Origin of the sequence: Streptomyces sp. NPDC007863 (assembly GCF_040633895.1) — a bacterium.
Classification (GTDB): Bacteria; Actinomycetota; Actinomycetes; order Streptomycetales; family Streptomycetaceae; genus Streptomyces.
The window spans coordinates 68930-87736 of the sequence record NZ_JBEYEI010000011.1 but is presented as its reverse complement, the minus strand read 5'-3'; the positions used below and the strand labels follow the sequence as shown (position 1 = coordinate 87736).

21 protein-coding genes and 1 pseudogene are annotated in these 18807 nt (G+C 72.9%); 3 read left to right on the top strand and 19 right to left on the bottom strand.

Annotation, left to right across the window (positions count from 1 at the left end; genetic code table 11):
• Nucleotides 1-9: 9 nt before the first annotated feature.
• Nucleotides 10-1155 carry a hypothetical protein gene (locus tag ABZ621_RS18785; protein ID WP_360605807.1) on the bottom strand — a complete coding sequence of 382 codons (1146 nt, stop codon included), beginning with the start codon at nt 1153-1155 and terminating at the stop codon, nt 10-12.
• A gap of 111 nt (nt 1156-1266) precedes the next feature.
• The gene (locus ABZ621_RS18780; RefSeq protein WP_360605805.1) at nt 1267-1653 is read right to left on the bottom strand and encodes a hypothetical protein; all 387 of its coding nucleotides are present in this window, start codon (nt 1651-1653) and stop codon (nt 1267-1269) included.
• A 155-nt stretch (nt 1654-1808) separates the two neighbouring features.
• Here ABZ621_RS18780 and ABZ621_RS18775 point away from each other — a divergent pair, with 155 nt between their 5' ends.
• On the top strand, nt 1809-2702 hold the full coding sequence (locus ABZ621_RS18775; RefSeq protein WP_360605803.1) for a hypothetical protein: 894 nt from the start codon (nt 1809-1811) through the stop codon (nt 2700-2702).
• Between the two features lie 249 nt (nt 2703-2951).
• Here the strand turns inward: ABZ621_RS18775 and ABZ621_RS18770 are convergent, their stop codons facing one another.
• The 13 genes and pseudogenes from ABZ621_RS18770 to ABZ621_RS18710 all read right to left on the bottom strand — a co-directional run bounded on the left by ABZ621_RS18770 (nt 2952) and on the right by ABZ621_RS18710 (nt 12310).
• Nucleotides 2952-3530 (bottom strand): OmpA family protein, encoded by a 579-nt coding sequence (locus ABZ621_RS18770; RefSeq protein ID WP_360606110.1) that lies wholly within the window; start codon nt 3528-3530, stop codon nt 2952-2954.
• A 63-nt stretch (nt 3531-3593) separates the two neighbouring features.
• Nucleotides 3594-4166, bottom strand: a complete 573-nt coding sequence (locus ABZ621_RS18765) for a hypothetical protein (RefSeq protein WP_360605801.1) — start codon at nt 4164-4166, stop codon at nt 3594-3596.
• A gap of 14 nt (nt 4167-4180) precedes the next feature.
• Nucleotides 4181-4627, bottom strand: coding sequence for a hypothetical protein (locus ABZ621_RS18760; protein ID WP_360606128.1), 447 nt, complete (start codon nt 4625-4627; stop codon nt 4181-4183).
• Between the two features lie 51 nt (nt 4628-4678).
• Nucleotides 4679-4792: pseudogene (locus ABZ621_RS18755) on the bottom strand (pilus assembly protein TadG-related protein); the annotation flags it as partial.
• 32 nt (nt 4793-4824) lie between these two features.
• Nucleotides 4825-5034: a Flp family type IVb pilin gene (locus tag ABZ621_RS18750; RefSeq protein WP_360605799.1), complete on the bottom strand. Its 210-nt coding sequence runs from the start codon at nt 5032-5034 to the stop codon at nt 4825-4827.
• Nucleotides 5035-5223: 189 nt separating this feature from the next.
• On the bottom strand, nt 5224-6111 hold the full coding sequence (locus ABZ621_RS18745; protein WP_360606108.1) for a DUF5936 domain-containing protein: 888 nt from the start codon (nt 6109-6111) through the stop codon (nt 5224-5226).
• A gap of 21 nt (nt 6112-6132) precedes the next feature.
• Nucleotides 6133-7074, bottom strand: a complete 942-nt coding sequence (locus tag ABZ621_RS18740; protein WP_360605797.1) for a type II secretion system F family protein — start codon at nt 7072-7074, stop codon at nt 6133-6135.
• Between the two features lie 8 nt (nt 7075-7082).
• Nucleotides 7083-8441: a CpaF family protein gene (locus ABZ621_RS18735; RefSeq protein WP_360605795.1), complete on the bottom strand. Its 1359-nt coding sequence runs from the start codon at nt 8439-8441 to the stop codon at nt 7083-7085.
• Nucleotides 8438-9016: a TadE/TadG family type IV pilus assembly protein gene (locus ABZ621_RS18730; RefSeq protein ID WP_360605793.1), complete on the bottom strand. Its 579-nt coding sequence runs from the start codon at nt 9014-9016 to the stop codon at nt 8438-8440. Before ABZ621_RS18730 ends, ABZ621_RS18735 begins: the two co-directional genes overlap by 4 nt.
• Nucleotides 9013-9384: a TadE/TadG family type IV pilus assembly protein gene (locus tag ABZ621_RS18725; protein WP_360605791.1), complete on the bottom strand. Its 372-nt coding sequence runs from the start codon at nt 9382-9384 to the stop codon at nt 9013-9015. The genes ABZ621_RS18730 and ABZ621_RS18725 overlap by 4 nt, the downstream gene beginning before the upstream one ends.
• 3 nt (nt 9385-9387) lie before the next feature.
• Complete coding sequence (locus tag ABZ621_RS18720; RefSeq protein WP_360605789.1) at nt 9388-10653, bottom strand: P-loop NTPase; 1266 nt, start codon at nt 10651-10653, stop codon at nt 9388-9390.
• Between the two features lie 9 nt (nt 10654-10662).
• On the bottom strand, nt 10663-11376 hold the full coding sequence (cpaB, locus tag ABZ621_RS18715) for a Flp pilus assembly protein CpaB (protein WP_360605787.1): 714 nt from the start codon (nt 11374-11376) through the stop codon (nt 10663-10665).
• 73 nt (nt 11377-11449) lie between these two features.
• Entirely contained in the window at nt 11450-12310 is an 861-nt protein-coding gene (locus tag ABZ621_RS18710; protein ID WP_360605785.1) for a hypothetical protein, read from the bottom strand.
• 329 nt (nt 12311-12639) lie between these two features.
• Here ABZ621_RS18710 and ABZ621_RS18705 point away from each other — a divergent pair, with 329 nt between their 5' ends.
• Entirely contained in the window at nt 12640-14364 is a 1725-nt protein-coding gene (locus ABZ621_RS18705) for a glycosyl hydrolase family 18 protein (protein ID WP_360605783.1), read from the top strand.
• Nucleotides 14365-14560: 196 nt separating this feature from the next.
• Nucleotides 14561-15904, top strand: a complete 1344-nt coding sequence (locus ABZ621_RS18700; RefSeq protein WP_360605781.1) for a M14 family metallopeptidase — start codon at nt 14561-14563, stop codon at nt 15902-15904.
• Between the two features lie 7 nt (nt 15905-15911).
• Here ABZ621_RS18700 and ABZ621_RS18695 read toward each other — a convergent pair whose 3' ends face one another.
• The 4 genes from ABZ621_RS18695 to ABZ621_RS18680 all read right to left on the bottom strand — a co-directional run bounded on the left by ABZ621_RS18695 (nt 15912) and on the right by ABZ621_RS18680 (nt 18729).
• Complete coding sequence (locus ABZ621_RS18695; RefSeq protein WP_360605779.1) at nt 15912-16439, bottom strand: hypothetical protein; 528 nt, start codon at nt 16437-16439, stop codon at nt 15912-15914.
• Nucleotides 16440-16506: 67 nt separating this feature from the next.
• Complete coding sequence (locus ABZ621_RS18690; protein WP_360605777.1) at nt 16507-16917, bottom strand: RidA family protein; 411 nt, start codon at nt 16915-16917, stop codon at nt 16507-16509.
• A complete protein-coding gene (locus ABZ621_RS18685) occupies nt 16910-17686 on the bottom strand; it encodes an IclR family transcriptional regulator (RefSeq protein WP_360605775.1) in 777 nt (258 codons plus the stop codon). The genes ABZ621_RS18690 and ABZ621_RS18685 overlap by 8 nt, the downstream gene beginning before the upstream one ends.
• The gene (locus ABZ621_RS18680; RefSeq protein ID WP_360605773.1) at nt 17683-18729 is read right to left on the bottom strand and encodes a sugar kinase; all 1047 of its coding nucleotides are present in this window, start codon (nt 18727-18729) and stop codon (nt 17683-17685) included. Before ABZ621_RS18680 ends, ABZ621_RS18685 begins: the two co-directional genes overlap by 4 nt.
• Between the last annotated feature and the right edge of the window lie 78 nt (nt 18730-18807).

Sequence of the window (18807 nt, the reverse complement as noted above, 5' to 3'; positions counted from 1 at the left end):
CGGGGCGGGCTAGGACACCAGGCGGGCGACCGTGACGGCGGCGACGAGGACCACGAGGGCGAGGAGGACGAGCTGCCGGGTGCGGCGCGGGGAGCGGACGGTGACGACGCGCGGGGTGACGGGCCCGGGGATCACGACGTGGACGCGGTGGGGGTGGTCGTCGTGCGTGACGCGGGCGAGGGAGAGGTGGCGCACGCGGACCCGACGGCCGACCTCACCGTCGTGGTGCCCGAGGCGGGGCTTCAGGTAGGCGGCGATGCCGGGGTCGAGGTCGGGGTCCAGGCCGGGGTCCAGGCCGGGGGCCAGGCCGGGGTCCAGGCCGGGGTCCAGGCCGGGGTCCAGGCCGGGGTCCAGGCCGGTGTCCAGGCCGGCGGCGTCGCCGTAGGCGTCGACGCGCTGCCAGTCGTCGTCCTCGCGCGTCCACGCGAACGCCCGGTCCGGCAGCGACGACGTCTCCTTGAACGCGTCCACGACCGGGCGGCGCTCGACGACGCCCTCGGTCCACCGGACGTACCGGCCGGTGCCCTCGCAGTAGTCGTGGGCGATCGTGCCGTCCCGCTTGCAGAGGGGGCAGGGCCGGGTCCCGCCGCCGCGGCACACCCCGCACTTCTTCCGGCCCGCTCCCCGGCACTTCCCGCACGCCGCGTCCTCGGCCCCGCACTCCCGGCAGCGGACCCGCGTCGCCGTCTCCCCCTGCGGCCGGTCGGCCGCCTTGAGGGCGGGCTTGCCGGTGCCCTCGCAGCTGAGACAGCACAGCCGCCCCTCGCACCCCCCGCAGGGCACGTGGGCCGGGCACTTCACGTCCCCCGCGCCCTCGCAGCGGGGGCACTGGCGCCGCCCGTTGGCGCAGACGCAGGGCCGGGGGTCCACCGTGCCGCGCCGCACGAGCAGCAGGGTCGAGGGTTTCCCCGGGTCGGAGGGGGCGGGTATCGCGTACCCGTCGAGGTCGTCGTACCGCGGACGGTCCGACAGGTCGAGGGAGCCCGGGTGGAAGCCGGTCCGCTCCTCGCGGGTCTCGACGCTGCGGACTATCTCCCCGTCGACGAGGAGGTGCCGGGTGACGCGGGCGCCGTGGGCGGGGAAGGCGGCCGGGTCCGCCCCGGCGGCCCCGAGACTGCGCCGCACCGCCGCCAGGATGTCGTCTTCGCTCAGCACGCCTCGGCCTCCAGGGGACCCTCGGATGACCCCGGGACGCTACCCAACTCCCGTACGGATCACGCCGGATGGGGCGATCCACGGGTCACCCCCAGGGTCATCCACCCGGACTCACCCCCGGGGTCTCATGCGCCCGAACCGGGCCGCCATGACAGGACCGAGCTGCCGGACGATGGCGTGGCCCGGCTCGTGCGGGGACGGCAGGTCGCCGAGGAAGGAGGTCACGATCACCTCGTCGACGACGGTGTCGCCGCGCCCGCACCGCTCCTCCAGGAAGTCGAGGGTGCGGCGCCAGTCGGACGCCTCCCCCTCCGCGAGGAACGAGCGGACGGTCCCCTGGACGACGTCCCAGAAGAAGACGTGCGGCAGGACCCCGCCCTGCCGGAAGACGTGACTGTCGTAGGCCCCCTGGAAGGAGGGCACGTGGAGGACGAGATCGTGGACGAGCTGCACGCCGGACGCGGCGGCGGCGGTCTGAGGAGTGGCGGAGTGCGGCATCGGCGGCCCTGCCCCGGAGGTGTTGTGGTGTTTCGGTCCAGAATGCTCCTCCCCGGCCTCTCCGTCCCGACACCTTTGCGTTTTCCTGGGGATAACTTTCGGGGGGTTTTCCACAGGGGGTGCGAAGTGTCGCTCTTCCGTGGATCGTTGGGCGCATGTACGAGTTGGCGATCCTCGCCAGGGGCGGGGTACTCCTCACGGTCTGGGCGCTCGCGGCGGGCTGGCCGCCCGGCCGGCTCGCCGCGCGCCTGCGGCGGGACGGCTGGCAGCGGATCTGCCGGGGCGCGTGGGCGGCGCCCGGCAAGGAGACGGACTGGCGGGTCCGGGAGACCGCGCTGCAACTGCTGCGCCCGCGGCGGGTCTGCCGCCACGGCACGGCGGCGCGCGTCCACCGCGTCGAACTCCTGGCGGGTCCGCCGCCGCCCCCGGATTCCCGCTCCGCCCTCCCGCCGGAGGACGTCTGTCTGCGCCGGGGCCTGCGGGTGACGACGGCCGCGCGGACGGTCGCGGACCTGATACGGACCGCCGGGAGCAGGGAGGCGGCGGTGGTGACGGCGGACTCCGCCCTCTCCCGCCGCGTGGTCGAAGGCGTCCGCAGAGACCCGCTGGTCCGCCACGAGGACCTGGCCGCGCAGCTCGCCGTCCGCCGCCCCGGAGCCCCGCGCGCCCGCGCCTGGCTCCGCCTCGCGAACCCGGCGGCCGGCTCCCCCGCGGAGACGGTGGCCCGCCTGCGCATGGCCGACGCGTCCCTGCACCCCGAATGCCAGCCGCAGATACGCACCCCCCGGGGCCAGGTACTGCGCCCGGACTTCCTCTTCCGGGCGGCGGGCCTGGCGGTGGAGGTCGAGGGATACGCGTACCACGGCACGCCCCGCGCCCACGAACGCGACGTCGCCCGCTTCAACGCGCTCCAGTCCTGCCCGGAGATCCGCCGCGTCCTGCGCTTCACGGCGAGGGAGGTCTTCACGGACCCGGCGAGGATGACGACGACGATCACCCAGTCCCTGACGGACCTGGCCCTGCCCGGACCGCGTGGGGCGTCCGGCTGAGGACGCGACGCCTCGGGAACGAGGACTGGCCGAGGCCGCCGGGGGGTGGGGACGAGGGCCGGGCCGACCACGGGCGGCGGCGCCGCGAGCAGCGGGGAGACCGCGCGCCTCGACACGGACCGGCCCCCTCGACGGCCCCCGCGACGGCCCTCGGCCGGCGCGGGCCGACGGACGTCGGGCGTCGAACGGCGCGTCGGGCGGGGCGGCCACGGCCCGAGGGCATCACTCATGCCCTCGGCGCCACCGGGCTCAGGGAGCGGCGGGCGGCGGAACCGTGCGCGGGAAGGAGACCTCGACGCGGCGGTTCTTCTTGCGGCCCTCCTCGGTGCGGTTGTCGGCGATCGGGTAGTCCTCGCTGTAGCCGCGGATCTCGTACGAGGTCCCCGGGTCCAGCTCGCGCGCCAGCACCTGCTGCACGGCGACGGCCCGCTCCTTGGAGAGCTTGAGCCCGTGCTCGTACGTCCCCAGGTTGTCGGTGAACCCGAACACCCGCACCTTCCCGGACCCCTGCGTCCGCACCTCCGCCGCGATGGCGCGGATGCGCGCGGCCGCGGCGGGGCTGAGCTTGGCGCTGTCCTTCCCGAACAGCACCTCCGCCTGCAGCGCGAACGTCACGTCCACGTTCGTGTCCTCGCGCCGCTGCTCGCCGCCCTCCTCCTCGACGATCTGCTTGATGTCGAGCACCTTGGCGGGCGCGAGCGTGGCGCCGTCGGGGAGCATCAGGTTCGGGGAGTTGGAGTCGATGGCGGGGGGCGGCGAGGTGGAGGTGCTGCCGGGCGGATCGTCGGCATGGGCCACGGTGCCGCCCGCCGCCGACCACCCCACCATCACCACGACCACCAGCGCGGCCACCCTGCGTCGTCGTCCTGTCGTCGTCGTCATGGCGTCGCCTCAGGAGAGCTTGAGCGTGGCGGGTTCGAACGTGGGCAGCTGGAACGAGACCTCGGTGGTGGAGGCGGGGGGTGCGGGGAATTGCATGAAGACGGCGGTGGATTTGCCGGGGCCTAGTGTTGTGAGACTGGTCGTGGTCAACGGGCGCCCATCCGTGTCACGCAGCACGTAATACCGCTTCTTGCCGATGGAGTCGACGAGAGTGGCACCGCCCAGCGACTTGCCGTGCTTCACCACCTCGGTTTCGTCCCCACTCGTTTGAGCCGGAATCGCGCTCACGCCATCGGAAGTGTTCTTCAAGCGTCCCTTGACCGTAAGGAACCCGCCCGCGTCGCGCTCGGCCTCCGTTACCTCTAGTTCAAGCCCCTTCTGCCCCTTGGCGATGAACAGCGCCTCAGCGGGCTCCTCCGCGGGAACTTCCGCCTTCGGTGGAGCTCCCTGCGAAGACTGCTGCTGTGTGGCTGTCGCCTTTTGCGATGACTTGGGCTCGGCATCGGATCCGCACCCGGCAACGGTCAGAGAGGCCGCCACCGTGAGGGCGACGAACCCCCCTCTCATGTACGAGACGTTCATGAAGAGCGCTTCCTTTACTCGTCGTCGCCGGTCAATCGAACACGGAAGAGATCGTCAGCTGCCGGGAGCACAGGGTCCTCCGGGTCGATCTCCCATGCCTCGCCATCACACGTGAGGCCCGAGATCGGGTCGGATCCACCCTCCTCCGGGTCCTCGGATGGTGTGCTGGAGGGATCCGGTGCAGGACTTGGGTCGGGGGAATCGAACTCACAGAGGGGCTCGATCACCGCGGAGGCGGTGGCCGTGGCCCGCCGCGCAGCCGTGCCTGGGACGATCGAATCACCGACTGTTCCCTTGGAGTGCACGGTCACGGTGAAACCCAATTCCGCCGGGATGCAGTCCTCGGGCAGCAGGTTGGCATCGTTGAGATCCGCGAACGTGATGGCTCTTTGGCAAGCCCGTCCCTCGACATACCCCTCGCCCAGAACGTACTGCTGCCACTGCGTCGGATCGCCTATCACTCCGAGCCATCCCTCCCGAAGTTGGTCACGAGCGTCCTCGGCAGCCCCGAGAGCCGCTGCGTCAGCGGCTGTCTGAGCACCGCTTCGAAGCACTGCGGCCTGGCCTACGGCGAAGTAGACGAACGCCAGAAACAAGAGTCCCGCGATCGCTACCACGTAGGCGGGAAACGCCTGACCGCTGTCTGGCGAGTCGCGTCCTACTCGCCGCCACCACCAGTAATCTCGCCGATCTTCTGGGTGATCGCAGTCAGGATCGACTGCCCGATATCCGTCCCCGTGATCGCGATGATGATCGCCACCACCACCACGATGATCCCCAGATACTCCACCGCCGTCTGCCCCCGGTCCCCCCGGGTCGTCGCGTGGAGTCGGGCTCTGGTAAGGGCCTTCAGCATGGCGTCGTACATCGTGCTCCCCTCCGAGGTCTGACGCTCGCGCGGTCGCACGGTACGCCCGGGGGGCCTGTGGTGGACAGGGGAGCCTGGGTCGTTCGTCAGCTCCGGGTTCGGGCGGGGCCGTGCACTCCGGCAGGGTATGGCCTGGGGCGGGGGTTCCGTGGGGAGTTGGGGGAAGATTCATCCGTCGTCGCACCGCGCTCACTCCCCCGCGATCGAGCCGAGGTCCGTGCCCGTGCCGAGGAACAGGCCCGCGCCGAGGAGGATCATGGTCGCGGGGACCATCAGGGTCGTGATGACCATGGTCGCCTTGGGGACCGCCTTCGCCGCCTTGCGGCGGGCGTTCTGCGCGTCCGTGCGGCGCATGTCCTCCGCGATCTGGATCAGCGTGTCGACGATCGGCGCACCGAGCTCCTCGCCCTGCTGCAACGCGGTCACGAACTGCGCGACCTGCTCCGAGTCGTTGCGGCGGCGCAGTTCGTCGAAGGCCTGCCGGCGGGGGACGCCCATGTCCATCTGGCGCAGGGTGATGCGGAGTTCGTCGGACCAGGGGCCCTGGTACCGCTCCGCGACGCGTTCCAGGGCCTGGCGGAAGCCGAGGCCCGCCGAGACCACGACCGCGAGCACGTCGAGGAAGTCCGGGAGGGTGCGTTCGATCTGGTCCTTGCGGATGCGGACGGCCGACCAGATGCCCACCTCCGTCCAGAACGCGCCGAAGGCGAAGAGGAGGGCCGCCGTCACGTACGCGTCGCGGCCGAGCATCAGCAGGCCGCCCAGGGCCCCCAGGAAGCCGTACACCGCGCGCCGCGCGCCGTAGCGGTCGATGGTCAGGCCGCCGGGGTTGCCCGCCAGGTCGATGCGGCGCCGGACCGCGCCGACCCGCTTCGGGCCCATCCAGCGCAGCACCGTGGGCGACCAGCGCATGCCGAGCCGGTCGACGGCGGAGTCGACCGCGCCGGTGCGGGTCGCGCCGACCTCCAGGGCGAGGCGGAGGTCGTCGGGGAGGCGGGCGTCGGCGCGGTACAGGCGGAGCCCGTACGCGAAGCCGGCGACGGAGAGGGCGGCCAGGAGGGCCAGGGCCAGTTCCAGCATCATCGGTCGCGACCGTCCCTACACGTCGATCTTCGAGAAGCGGCGGATGACGGCGAAGCCCAGCACGTACAGCGCGCACGCCACCACCACCGCGCCCTGGCCCAGCGGCGAGCCGGTCATCCGGTCCAGCGCGCCCGGCTGCATGTTGTCGATCAGGAGCAGCGAGCCGAAGCCGATGACCGGCACCGCGTACGCCGTCATGCTCACCTGGGAGAGCTGGGTGCGGACCTCGCGCCGGGTCTCCTTGCGCTGCTCCAGCGTCTCGGTGAGGTTGCGGAGCGAGGAGACGACGGTGCCGCCGGCGCGGTTGGCCAGGACCAGGGTCGTCACCAGGACCACCAGCTCCCGCGACGGGAGGCGTTCCGCGAGCTCCGCCAGGGCGTCGTCGAGCGGGGTGCCGACCGCCAGCTGCTGGGAGACCTTCTCCAGTTCGTCGCCCGCCGGGGACTCCATCTCGTCCGCCGCCAGGCTTATCGCCATGCGGAGGGCGAGGCCCGCCTGGGTGGCGTTGGCCAGGATCCGGGAGAGTTCGGGGAGTTGGCCGATGAAGCGCTCGATGCGCTTCTGACGCTGCCAGTTGAGGTAGCCGAGGGCCACCCAGACCCCGAGCAGGCCGCAGATCGGGCCGAAGAAGGCGGACAGGGCCGCCTGGCCGACCGTCCAGAGGACGGCGACCGTGACCGCCAGGGCGACCGTGAACTCGCCGGGCGTCACGTCGAGTCCGGTCGCCGCGATCCGCCGCTCCAGGTTGCGGCCGAGGGCGGTGGCCCTGACCCGCCGGTCCAGGGAAGGGAAGCGGCGCCTGCGGCGGCCGGTCGCCTCGGGCGCGGCGGTGTCGTCGAGGCGGGCGACGAGCGCGGCGTGGCGGCGGGCGCCGTTCGCGTACGTCTGCACCCCGGCGACGCCGAGGACGCAGGCGAGCAGCGCGACGGCGGTCGTCAGCCAGAAGGGGTCGGTCATCGGCGCTCCTAGGACGCTTCCCGGACGGCGAGGGCGGCGTCGTCGGCGGCGACGCCGAAGGCCGGCGGGACGGGCTGGCCGGCCATGTAGAGGCGTTCGGCGACGCGGCGCGGGAGCGGGTGGTGGACGTAACGGCCGTGGACCCGGCCGTCGGCGGCGAGCGGCTCGGCCCGGAAGTGGCACACGGTGGCCAGGAGGAAGCGTTCGCGGCCGTGGGAGGCGAGGATCGCGATCTCGGTGACGCGGCGGGTGCCGTCGGGGTGGCGGGTGAGCTGGACGAGGACGTCGACGGCGCTGTTGATCTGGTCGCGCAGCGCCTCGAAGGGCACCTTGACCTCGGACATGGAGGCGAGGGTCTGGAGGCGCATCAGGGCGTCCTCGGCGGAGTTCGCGTGGACGGTGGCGAGGGAGCCGTCGTGGCCGGTGGACATGGCCTGGAGCATGTCGAGGGTCTCGCCGCCGCGGACCTCGCCGACGATGATCCGGTCGGGGCGCATGCGGAGGGAGTTGCGGACGAGGTCGCGGATGGTGACCTGGCCGCGGCCCTCGATGTTCGGGGGGCGGGCTTCGAGGCGGATGACGTGGGACTGCTGGAGCTGGAGTTCGGCCGAGTCCTCGATGGTGATGATGCGTTCGCCGTCCGGGACGAGACCGGAGAGGGCGTTGAGGAGGGTGGTCTTCCCGGTGCCGGTGGCGCCGGAGACGATGATGTTGAACTTCGCCTGGACCAGGCCGGAGAGGAGCATCAGCATCTGCTCGTCGAGCGAGCCGAGGCCGATCATCTCGTGGAGGGTGTAGGCGCGGGGGAAGCGGCGGATGGTGAGGGTCGCGCCGGTGAGGGAGAGCGGCGGGATGATGACGTTGACGCGCTCGCCGGAGGGGAGGCGGGCGTCGACCATCGGATTCGACTCGTCGACGCGGCGGTTGACGGTGGAGACGATCCGCTCGATGGTCTGCATCAGCTGGTCGTGGGAGGCGAAGCGGAGCGGGAGCAGCTCCACGCGGCCGGCGCGCTCGATGTAGATCTGGTCGGGGCCGTTGACCATGATCTCGGTGATGGAGGCGTCTTCGAGGAGCGGTTCGAGGACGCCGAGGCCGAGGGCCTCGTCGACGACGCGGCGGATCAGCCGGCCGCGTTCGGCGGTGGAGAGGACGGGGCCCTCGCGGCTGATGATGTGGCCGAGGACGCGTTCGAGGCGGGCCCGGCGCTCGGCCGCCGCGAGCGCGGACATCTCGGTGAGGTCGATCTCCTCCAGGAGTTTCGCCCGGAAGGAGGCCACCAGATGTCCGTCCTCCCGGCCTCCTCCGCCGGGGCCGAGGGCACGCGGGTCGTCACCGGCGTGATGGATGCGGGCGCGCAGGCTCATGGGCTCTCGTCCTCCTGCGGGGTGTAGGGCATGGTGGCGGACCGGGAGACCGGTTCGAAGCTCCAGAAGGGGACGACCTGGGGGACCTCGACGCGGACGGTGACGGTCACCGCCCCGTCGCCCACGGCCGGTTCCCCTCCGCTGACGTCGAGCCAGCCGCTGACGGCCGCCCGCGCGGCGGCGGAGGCGTCCGGGGCGTCCTCGGCGTCGCTGGTCGCGGCCCGCGCCGCCGCCCGCGCCGCCGTGCCCGCCTGCTGCGCGGCGTACGCGGCGAGCCCGAGCTGGAGCCCCGCGAGCCCGACGAGGAGGAGGAGGGGGAGGAAGCCGAGGTACTCGATGGCCGCCTGACCGCGGTCGCGGGCCTTCGAAGCTCCTGTACGACTCCGAAGGTCGTCGCCCCGCCGCCGGGCACCGGCCCGCGGCGCACCGCCCCGGGCCCCGCCGCAGCCCCGCCGGGAAGCGCCCCCACGCCCCTCCGCGCGTCCCCCCAGGGCCCGCGCACCGCCCGGCCGGGCCGGGCCCGCACCCGAGCCGCCGGCACCGCCCCGCGCCCGCGGGAGCCTCGTACGCCTCACTGGTCCGCCTCCTTCCCCTCGTACACCGCGCCGGCCTTCGCCTCCACGCCCGGGAAGCCGCCGAGCCCCGGGAAGAGGACCGGGGTGTCGACGGTGACGGTGGCGGTGACCATGCCGCCGGCCGGGCCCGGGCAGCTGACCTCGCCCGACCAGGCGCCGTCCAGGTGCCGGGTGCCGGCCGCCTGGTAGTCGCCGTCGACCGCGCACACGCGCGCCGCCTCGTCCGCCGCGTTGGCCGCCAGGGTGTACGAGTACCCCACCAGGACGACCTGCCACAGCAGGGCGAGGGTGAGCAGGATGAGGGGGACCATCCCGGCGAACTCCACCGCGACCTGGCCCCTGTCTCCGCTCCCCCGCAGCCGGCGCATGGTTCAGCGCCCTGCCCCGCGCCGGCGCAGCCCGAGCGAGCCGCGGTCGCCGGCGCGGGCGAGCTGCTTGCCGGGGGTGGCGGGCGCGCCGGCCGGGGGGCCGGTGAGGCCCAGTTCGGCGGCGAGGGTCCACAGGGCCTGCTTGACGGTGGAGCGGGCGTCGAGTTCGTGGAGGCGGCCGGCGTCGACGACGGCCTGGAGTTCCTTGTAGGCGGCGGGGACGGTGACGCCGGCGATGCGGGTGCCGGTGATCTTCTGCACCAGGGGTGGCTGGATCTCGCTGGTGCGGGAGTGGCGGTTGACGACGGAGACGGTGGACTCGGCCTTGCGGACCTGGAGCCGTTCCCACATCCGTACGGTCCGCTTGGCGGCGCGGACGGCGATGACGTCGGGGGTGGTGACGAGGAGCGCGGTGTCGGCCATCTCGACGGCGGCGGCGTTGGCGCTGTCGAGGCGGGAGCCGCAGTCGACGACGACGACGTCGTGGCGGCCGCGCAGGGCGCTGACGATCTGGCGGGCGGCGCGGTCGGTGACCTCCTCGCCGCGTTCGCCCTCGGCGGGGGCGAGGAGGAGGGAGAGGCCGGTCTCGTGGACGTAGACGGCGTCCTGGAGGACCCGGGGCGAGATGTCGCTGATCGCGGCGAGGTCGGCGGCGGAGCGGCGGAACTGCACGTCGAGGTAGGAGGCGAGGTCGCCGCTCTGGAGGTCGAGGTCGACGAGGGCGACGGTGCGGCCGGCGGCGCGGGCGGCGAGGGCGAGGTGGACGGCGGTGAGGGTGGTGCCGACGCCGCCCTTCGCGCCGCTGACGGTCACCACGGTGCCGCCGGGGCCGGCGAGGAGTTCGGCGGTGCCGCCGCCGAGGTGGCGGCGGAAGCCCGCGGACCACTGGGCGGCGGCCTGGACGCGGCCGGCCAGCTCCTCGTAGCCGAGCGGGAGGGAGACGAGGCCGCGGGCGCCGGAGTCCATGGCGGCGGAGAGCAGGCCGGGGCCGGTGTCGGCGGTGATGAGGACGACGCCGACGGCGGGGAAGCGGAGGGCGACCTCGCGGACGAGGTCGAGCGCGGGGACGGGGCCGATCCGTTCGTGGACGAGGACGACCTCGGGGAGCGCGTCGAGGGATTCGGCGGCGAGCCGGGCGAGGGCGTCGACGAGCTGGGTGGAGTCGGGGACGGGCGGGGCGGGCTCGGCGTCGGGGAGCTGGCCGAGGAGGGTGGCGACGGCCCGGGCGGCGTCGGGGTCTCCGACGGCCGGCAGGATCCTGGTGGGCATGGCCGGGCCTCACTTCTCCTTGTCGAGCGTGTAGGTGCGGTTGCCGGGGGCGGGCGCGGCGGGGGCGCCGTCGGCCGAGGGGGCGACGAGGGCGAGGCGGACGTGCTCCGCGAAGGACTCGGCGTAGGCGACGCGCTGGGTGTCCTGGGCGGAGAGGGCGAAGGTGATGGGGACGGCCTCGGTGTCGCGGTCGGCGCGGCTGCTCTTCGCGTCGATGGCGGTGAGCTTGCCGACGTCGATGACGCGGGCGGCGGCGACGAGGAGGCGGGACTGGTCGGGGTCGTCCTTCTTGTCGCCGGCGAAGGTGGCGTAGATGTTGACGGTGGCACCGGGGTTGATCTTGCCGGCGACGCCGGTGGCCGCGTCGATCATGATGGCGATCTCCTGCTCGCCGGGCTTGAGCGCGGGGCGGGCGACGATCATGTCCTTCTGGAGGAGCGAGCCGGCCTTGAGGGTGGTGACGGCCATCTTTCCGTCGACCTGGGCGAGGTCGGTGACGGCGGTGCCGGAGAGCCACTTCTCCGGCATGGTGATCTTCTCGAAGTCGCCCGCCTTCAGGCGGACGTACGGCCGGATGTCGTTCTTGACCCGGTAGGCGGTGGTCTCCGGTCCGACCTTGGCGTTGACGTCGCTGATGACGGCGAGGACGCCGGCGAAGGCGCCGAGGGCGCAGAGGACGGAGAGCAGCAGCAGGATGACGCCGCGGCGCTGGCGGGAGTTCATCGGGTTTCCTCGTTCATCGGGTCGCCGTACAGGTGGTCGCCGTACAGGTGGTCGCCGTTCATGGGGTCGCCGTTCATCGGGTCACCGGCCCCGCCTGGGCCGGGGCGGTGGGGCCGGCCAGGGGGGCCGCGCAGAAGCCGCAGCGGTCGCCGATGAGCTCCATGCCGCACCAGTGGCAGGTCTCGCGGCGTACCGAGGCGACGAGTCGGTGGAGGACGGGCAGGTCGGGGAGGTAGGCGGCGAACTCGGTGAGTTTGGGGGTGCCCCACCAGGCGGGCGAGGAGGCGGGGAGGGCGGTCTCCTCGACGGGCCCGGCGACGGCCCAGCGGGGGGCGAGGGCGGTGGTGGGCCATTCGGTGGCGAGCTGGCCGCGGGCGACGAGGAGCCGGGTGGCGAACTCGGGCCCGGTGAAGCCGGATTCGTCGGCGCCGACGCGGACGATCCGGGGGGTGGGTCCGGCGAGGACGGCGAAGTGCGCGCCGGGGAGCCAGCCCTTGAGGTGGGAGCCGAGGGTGACGGGGACGCGGTCGAGGCGGGAGACGGAGCCGAGGACGGCGCCCGCGTAGATGTAGTGGGCGAGGAGCCGGGCGGCGGAGGCGAGGACTCCGGGGCTGAAGTCGCAGGTGGAGAGCGCGCGGAGCTGGCGGACGAGGACGGCGGCGCCGAGCGGCGGCAGATCGGTCCTGACCAGCGCGATCCGGTCGCTCTCCAGGAGGCCGCGGACGGCGTGGAGGCGGTGCGCGACGGCGGCCGGCGCGGAGGCGGGGCAGACGACGAGGACGTGCCCGAACCGGTCGACGAGCCGCCGGAGTTCGGTGACGGAGTCGTCGAGGGTGCGGGCCGCGGGATCGGCGAGCACGGCGGCGTTGGGGGTCGCGGGATCGGTGGGCGGCAGCACGAGGTCGGCGCCGGTGACCGCGATCGCTGTCGGCACGTCGGACCCCCCGTCTTCCCGTACCCCCTTCCCCTCGGGGCGCACGTCACGACTGTTCTGCACCTTATCCACGGGGACCGGGGTGGTGAACACACAATCCGTCAACTCCCTCCCCCCATTTGCGGTGACGGAGGCACAGGCTCCGGTTGTCAGAGGTCTTGACAACGCAATTGGTCTGGACCAACTTGGTGCGACGACGGCGGTGGCCACCTCCCGAGCACGATCCCCGATCCCCTCGATCCTTCGATCCCTCCCCGATCGACCGATCCCCCCGATCCCCCGATCCCCCGATCCCCGATCGCCCCGATCTCCCCCACCGGAGGACGCACGTGGACCGCACCACCACCACCTCCCGGCCCGTCGGCCGCCGCCTGCTCGGCGGCGCGCTCGCGCTCGCCGTCGGGTCCGGCCTCGCCCTGACCGGCGGCGTCGGCACCGCCTTCGCCGCCGACGTCAACAACGCCAGGAACGCGGGCTTCGAGAACGGCCTCGCCAACTGGTCCTGTTCGGCCGGCAGCGGCACCGCCGTCGCCACCCCGACGCACACCGGCGCCGGCGCCCTCAAGGCCACCCCCGCCGGCCTCGACAACGCCAAGTGCGTGCAGACCGTGACCGTGAAGCCCAACTCGACCTACACGCTGAGCGCCTGGGTCCAGGGCGGCTACGCCTACCTCGGCGCGAGCGGCACCGGGACCGGCACCGGCTCGGTCTCCACCTGGACGCCCGACTCCCCGTCCTGGAAGCAGCTGACCACCACCTTCACCACCGGCGCCTCGACCACCTCGGTCGAGATCTACACCCACGGGTGGTACGGCACCGCCGCCTACCACGTGGACGACGTGAGCGTCTTCGGCCCCGACGGCGGCGGCACGCCGGACCCCGACCCGGTCGTCCCCGCCACCCCGGCCGGGCTCGCCGCCGGCACGCCGACCACCAGCGCGGTCCCGCTGAGCTGGAGCGCGGTCTCCGGCGCGACGAGCTACAAGGTCTACAAGGACGGCGCCCTCGCCGCGACCGTGACCGGCACGGCCACCACGGTCACCGGCCTGACCGCCGACACCGCGTACTCCTTCCAGGTCGCGGCCTCCAACGCGGCGGGCGAGTCCGCCAAGTCGGCCGCCGTGAACGCCCGTACGGCCAAGACCGGCGGTGGCGGCGGCGACAACCCGGCCGTCCCCAAGCACGCGGTCACCGGCTACTGGCAGAACTTCGACAACGGCGCCGCCAAGCAGAAGATCCGCGACGTCCAGGCCGCCTACGACATCATCGCCGTCTCCTTCGCGGACTCGACGACGACGCCCGGCCAGATCGTCTTCAACCTCGACCCGGCCGTCGGCTACACCTCGGTCGCCGACTTCAAGGCCGACATCGCGGCCAAGAAGGCGGCCGGCAAGTCGGTGATCATCTCGGTCGGCGGCGAGAAGGGCAACGTCACGATCAACAGTGACGCCAGCGCCACCGCCTTCGCGAACAGCGCCTACGCCCTCTTCCAGGAGTACGGCTTCAACGGGATCGACATCGACCTCGAACACGGCATCAACTCCACGTACCTGACGAAGGCGCTGCGCCAGCTGTCCGCCCTCGCCGGGCCGAAGATGGTCCTGACGATGGCCCCGCAGACCATCGACATGCAGTCGACGGGCACCGAGTACTTCAAGACCGCGCTCGCCGTGAAGGACATCCTCACGGTGGTCAACACCCAGTACTACAACAGCGGTTCGATGCTCGGCTGCGACGGCAAGGTGTACAGCCAGGGCTCGGTGGACTTCCTCACCGCGCTCGCCTGCATCCAGATCCAGGGCGGTCTCGACCCGTCGCAGGTCGGCCTGGGCGTCCCCGCCTCCACCCGGGGCGCGGGCAGCGGCTACGTCGCCCCGTCGGTCGTGAACAGCGCGATCGACTGCCTCACCAAGCTGACCGGCTGCGGCACCTTCAAGCCCGCCCAGGCCTGGCCGACCCTCCGGGGCGCGATGACCTGGTCCACCAACTGGGACGCGACGGCCGGCAACGCCTGGTCGAACGCGGTCGGCCCGCACGTCCACGGCCTGCCGTAACCCGTCCGGACCCTTCCCCCGAGGCGTCGCCGGTACTCCGGCGGCGCCTCGGCGCGTGGGGGGCGTCGGTCGCCTACCGTGAGCCGACCATGGCCGAACTCCCCCTCTTGACCCGTCCATGACACGGCCTCACCATGTGCCCCGGACACCCGCACCTGTTGTCGCACTCCCCCACACTCCCCACCCAGGAGACACCATGCGACGTCCCCGAAGCGGCAGAAGGTCCGCCACCCTCGCGGCCCTCGTGGCGCTCGCCCTCGCGGCGCCCCTCTCCGCCCTCTCCTCACCCGCCGGCGCCGACCCGGCCACGACCACACGGACCGACCGGGACGTGAGCCGGCAGTACGAGATCACCGGCCCGGCCACCCCCGCCGCCCGCACCGCGCTCGCCGCCACCGGCGTCTCGATCGACGAGGTCGACGCCCGCTCGGTCGTGGTCAGCGCCGACACGCGGGAGCTCGCCCGCCTCAAGGCCCTCGGCTACGAACCGGTCGCCCTCCCCGCCCCGCCGGACCGGGGCGAGGCCGGGCGCTCCGCGCTCGGCCCGCTCGACTTCCCCTCCGCCGACGCGAAGTACCACAACCACGCCGAGATGACGGCGGAGATCGACCAGCGGCTCGCCGCGTACCCGTCGATCATGAGCAAGCGGGTCATCGGCAAGAGCTACCAGGGCCGCGACATCGTCGCCATCAAGATCAGCGACAACGTGGCCGCCGACGAGAACGAGCCGGAGGTGCTCTTCACCCACCACCAGCACGCCCGCGAACACCTCACCGTCGAGATGGCGCTGTACCTGCTGCGCGAGCTGGGCGCCGGATACGGCTCCGACGCCCGCGTCACGAAGATGGTGGACGAGCGCGAGATCTGGATCGTGCCGGACCTCAACCCGGACGGCGGCGAGTACGACATCGCCTCCGGCTCCTACCGCAGCTGGCGCAAGAACCGGCAGCCCAACTCCGGCTCCTCGTACGTCGGCACCGACATGAACCGGAACTGGGACTACAAGTGGGGCTGCTGCGGCGGCTCCTCCGGCTCCAAGAGCTCGGAGACCTACCGGGGCACCGCCCCCGAGTCGGCCCCCGAGGTGAAGGTCGTCGCCGACTTCGTCCGCTCCCGCGTCGTGGGCGGCAAGCAGCAGATCAAGGCCGGCGTCGACTTCCACACCTACAGCGAACTCGTCCTCTGGCCCTTCGGCTGGACCAACGCCGACACCGCCCCGGGCATGACCCAGGACGACCGCGACGCCTTCGCCGCCGTCGGCGGGAAGATGGCGGCGAGCAACGGCTACACCCCCGAGCAGTCCAGCGACCTGTACATCACGGACGGCTCGATCGACGACTACCTCTGGGGCGCCCACAAGATCTTCGGGTACACCTTCGAGATGTACCCGACCTCGTCCTGGAACGGCGGCTTCTACCCGCCCGACGAGGTGATCGAGCGCGAGACGAGCCGCAACCGCGACGCGGTCCTCCAGCTCCTGGAGAACGCGGACTGCATGTACCGCTCCATCGGCAAGCAGGCGCAGTACTGCACGGTCTGACCGGGCGTCAGGAGGCCTCGTCGAAGTAGGCGTCCAGGACGGCGTCGAGCCCGGCCTCCCAGCCCGTGATGTGCCCCCTGTCCGGCGCGATGATCTCGATCGGGTACCAGCGCCGGTCAGGGGTGTGCACGGTGACCGTGAACCGCTTCCCGAACCGCCCCTTCCCGCTCTCGACGGCGGCGATCTCGTCCCAGCGGAACTCGCACGCCTCCTCGTCGTAGCTCAGCCGCACGCCCTCGGCGTCGGCGACGATCCGCCCCCGCCGGTCGGCGGCCTCGAACACCGGCCCACCGGCCCCGGCGGCCGCCGGGGCGGCGTCCTCGTCGACGGAATCCACGACGGAATCCACGTCGGAATCCACGACCGCGTCCACGTCGGATTCCTCGGCCTCGTCCACGACCGCGTCCTCGGGCCTGTCCTCCGGCTCGGGCGCGTCGTCGAGGGGCGCCACGACCCCGGTGAGGCCGGGGACGAACGCCGGATCGGCCGAAGCGGCGTGCAGGGGCTGCTGTATGGGTCCGTTGCTCTGCTCCACGGCGGCAGTATGGCCGACGCCGCTGTGAAGGGCCCATACAGGGGCCCTTACAGGGGTCGGTCAGGGCTCAGTCGAGGACCGCGAGCGCGTCGATCTCGATGAGGAGGCCCTTCGGGAGGCCGACGTAGACGGTGGTGCGGGCGGCCGGCGGGGCCTTGAGGTCCTGCTCCTCGAAGTACTGGTTGTAGAGCGCGTTCATCTCGGCGAAGTGGTCCACGTCCGTGAGGTAGACGCGCATCATCATCACGTCGTCCCAGCTCGCGCCGCCCTCCTCCAGGATCGCCTTGACGTTGGCGAAGGTCTGGAGGGTCTGCTCGCGCAGGGTCGGGCCGGCCGGCGTCGGGGGCTGTCCCTCGACGGCCGGGAGGAAGCCGACCTGGCCGGCGACCTGGAGGATGTTCCCCTTGCGCACGCCGTGCGAGAACTTCGCGGGCGGGGTGGTGTGGGTCGCGGGGGTGATCGCGGTCTTCTCACTCATCGTCAGTGGCCTCTGTTTCCTTCGGTGGGGTGGTTCCGGAGTAGTCGTGGCTGATCGCCTCGGCCGTGCGGCGCACCAGCGGCAGCAGGGCGAGGAGCTCCTCGGCCGTGACCACCACGTTGGGCGCGGAGACGGACATCGCGGCGACGACGCGCCCGTCGGCGCCGTGGATGGGGGCGGCGACGCAGTTGATGGACTCCTCGTGGCCGCCGAGGTCGGTGGCCCAGCCCTGCTCGCGCACGGTCGCCAGCTCCTGGAGGAAGGCGGCGGCGTCGGGGGTGGAGCGGGGCGTGTAGCGGGGGTAGTCGAGCTTGGCGGCGAGGGCGCGGCGCTCGGGCTCGGGCAGGTCGGCGAGGAGGAGTTTGGCGACGGCGGCGACGGTGATCGCGACGGGCTTGCCGATCCGCGAGTACATGCGGACGGGGTAGCGGCTCTCGACCTTGTCGATGTAGAGCACCTCGCCGTCCTCGTGGACGGCGAGGTGGACGGTGTGGCCGGTGCGTTCGTTGAGCGCGGCGAGGTGGGGGTGGGCGATCTCGCGCACGTCGAGGTTCTCGACGGCCTCCTGGGCGAGCGCGAAGAGCCGGGCGCCGAGGCGGTAGCGCTGGTCCTGCTGCCGGTAGACGAGCCCGTGCTCGTGGAGGGTGCGCAGCAGCCGCAGGGCGGTGGACTTGTGCACGCCGAGCCGGTCGGCGACCTGCCCGAGGTCGGCGGGTCCCTGCGCGAGCAGCGGCAGGATGCTGAGCGCGCGGTCGACGGTCTGGCTCATCGGGTACGTACCTCCTCGTCGGCCTCCGCACCGGCGGACGTCCACCCGGGGCCGAGGTGCAGTCTCCCCCAGGCGTCGTCGTCGAGCCTTGCGAGCCGGTCGGCGTGGGCGCGCCGGGGCGGCTCGGCGAGGTCGCCGGGCACGGTGAGCGCGGCGGCGGCGGCGAGGTGTCCGTGGCGCAGCCGGTGGTTCGTGGGCAGCCCGCGCAGGAGTGCCGAGAGGTATCCGGCGGCGAAGCCGTCGCCGGCGCCGACGGAGGCGACGACGTCGACGCGGGGCGCCGGGACGGTGGTGACCGTGTCGGCCGTGCCGTCCGCGGGCCGTTCGAAGGCGACGGCCGGGCCCTCGCCGCTCTTGACGACCAGGACCGCGGGGCCGGGGAGGAGGGCGCGGACGGCGCCGGGGCCGGGGGTGTCCCAGAGGCGTGCGGCCTCGTCCGCGCCCACGAAGACGAGGTCGGCGCGGTCGGCGAGGCCCCGCAGGACCTCCGGGGCTTCGCCGTTCCGCCAGAGCGCCGGCCGGTGGTTGACGTCGAAGGAGAGGAGCGGGCGGCCGGGGCGGGGCTCGGTCAGCTCGTCCAGGAGGGCCCGGCAGCCGGCGGAGAGGGCGGCCGTGATGCCGGTGAGGTGGAGGATCCTCGTGTCGGTGACGGTGGCGTAGGGGACGGTCGCCGGGGACATGGCGGAGGCGGCGGAGCCGGCCCGGTAGTAGACGACCTCGTGCGCGTCGGTGGACCGGTCGGCGTCGGTGCGGAAGTAGACGCCGGTGGGCCGGTGCGGGTCGCGGCGGACGGCGCCGGTGTCGACTCCGTACGCTGCGATCGTGTCGAGCAGGTGGTCGCCGAAGCCGTCGGCGCCGACCCGGCCGACCCAGCGGACGCGGTGTCCGGCGGCGGCGAGCGCGCAGGCCACGTTGGACTCGGCGCCGCCGACGGCGCGGGTGAAGGCGGGGACGTCGGCGAGTCGGCCCGGCCGGGAGGGGAGGAAGGTCACCATGGACTCGCCCACGCAGACGACGTCGTACGACGGTCCTGGCACGGTCACGCTCCCGCTGGTCCTCGAACCGGTCCATTGACCCGGCCTCGGCCCGGATGTTAGACAGCGGTGAGCGATATACGCAAT

Excerpts from the sequence above, each read along its gene's own strand:
- ABZ621_RS18780 (WP_360605805.1), bottom strand. The coding sequence starts at position 1,653 with ATGCCGCACTCCGCCACTCCTCAGACCGCCGCCGCCGCGTCCGGCGTG.
- ABZ621_RS18775 (WP_360605803.1), top strand. The coding sequence starts at position 1,809 with ATGTACGAGTTGGCGATCCTCGCCAGGGGCGGGGTACTCCTCACGGTC.
- ABZ621_RS18770 (WP_360606110.1), bottom strand. The coding sequence starts at position 3,530 with ATGGTGGGGTGGTCGGCGGCGGGCGGCACCGTGGCCCATGCCGACGAT.
- ABZ621_RS18765 (WP_360605801.1), bottom strand. The coding sequence starts at position 4,166 with ATGAACGTCTCGTACATGAGAGGGGGGTTCGTCGCCCTCACGGTGGCG.
- ABZ621_RS18750 (WP_360605799.1), bottom strand. The coding sequence starts at position 5,034 with ATGTACGACGCCATGCTGAAGGCCCTTACCAGAGCCCGACTCCACGCG.
- ABZ621_RS18740 (WP_360605797.1), bottom strand. The coding sequence starts at position 7,074 with ATGACCGACCCCTTCTGGCTGACGACCGCCGTCGCGCTGCTCGCCTGC.
- ABZ621_RS18735 (WP_360605795.1), bottom strand. The coding sequence starts at position 8,441 with ATGAGCCTGCGCGCCCGCATCCATCACGCCGGTGACGACCCGCGTGCC.
- ABZ621_RS18725 (WP_360605791.1), bottom strand. The coding sequence starts at position 9,384 with ATGCGCCGGCTGCGGGGGAGCGGAGACAGGGGCCAGGTCGCGGTGGAG.
- ABZ621_RS18720 (WP_360605789.1), bottom strand. The coding sequence starts at position 10,653 with ATGCCCACCAGGATCCTGCCGGCCGTCGGAGACCCCGACGCCGCCCGG.
- cpaB (WP_360605787.1), bottom strand. The coding sequence starts at position 11,376 with ATGAACTCCCGCCAGCGCCGCGGCGTCATCCTGCTGCTGCTCTCCGTC.
- ABZ621_RS18700 (WP_360605781.1), top strand. The coding sequence starts at position 14,561 with ATGCGACGTCCCCGAAGCGGCAGAAGGTCCGCCACCCTCGCGGCCCTC.
- ABZ621_RS18690 (WP_360605777.1), bottom strand. The coding sequence starts at position 16,917 with ATGAGTGAGAAGACCGCGATCACCCCCGCGACCCACACCACCCCGCCC.
- ABZ621_RS18685 (WP_360605775.1), bottom strand. The coding sequence starts at position 17,686 with ATGAGCCAGACCGTCGACCGCGCGCTCAGCATCCTGCCGCTGCTCGCG.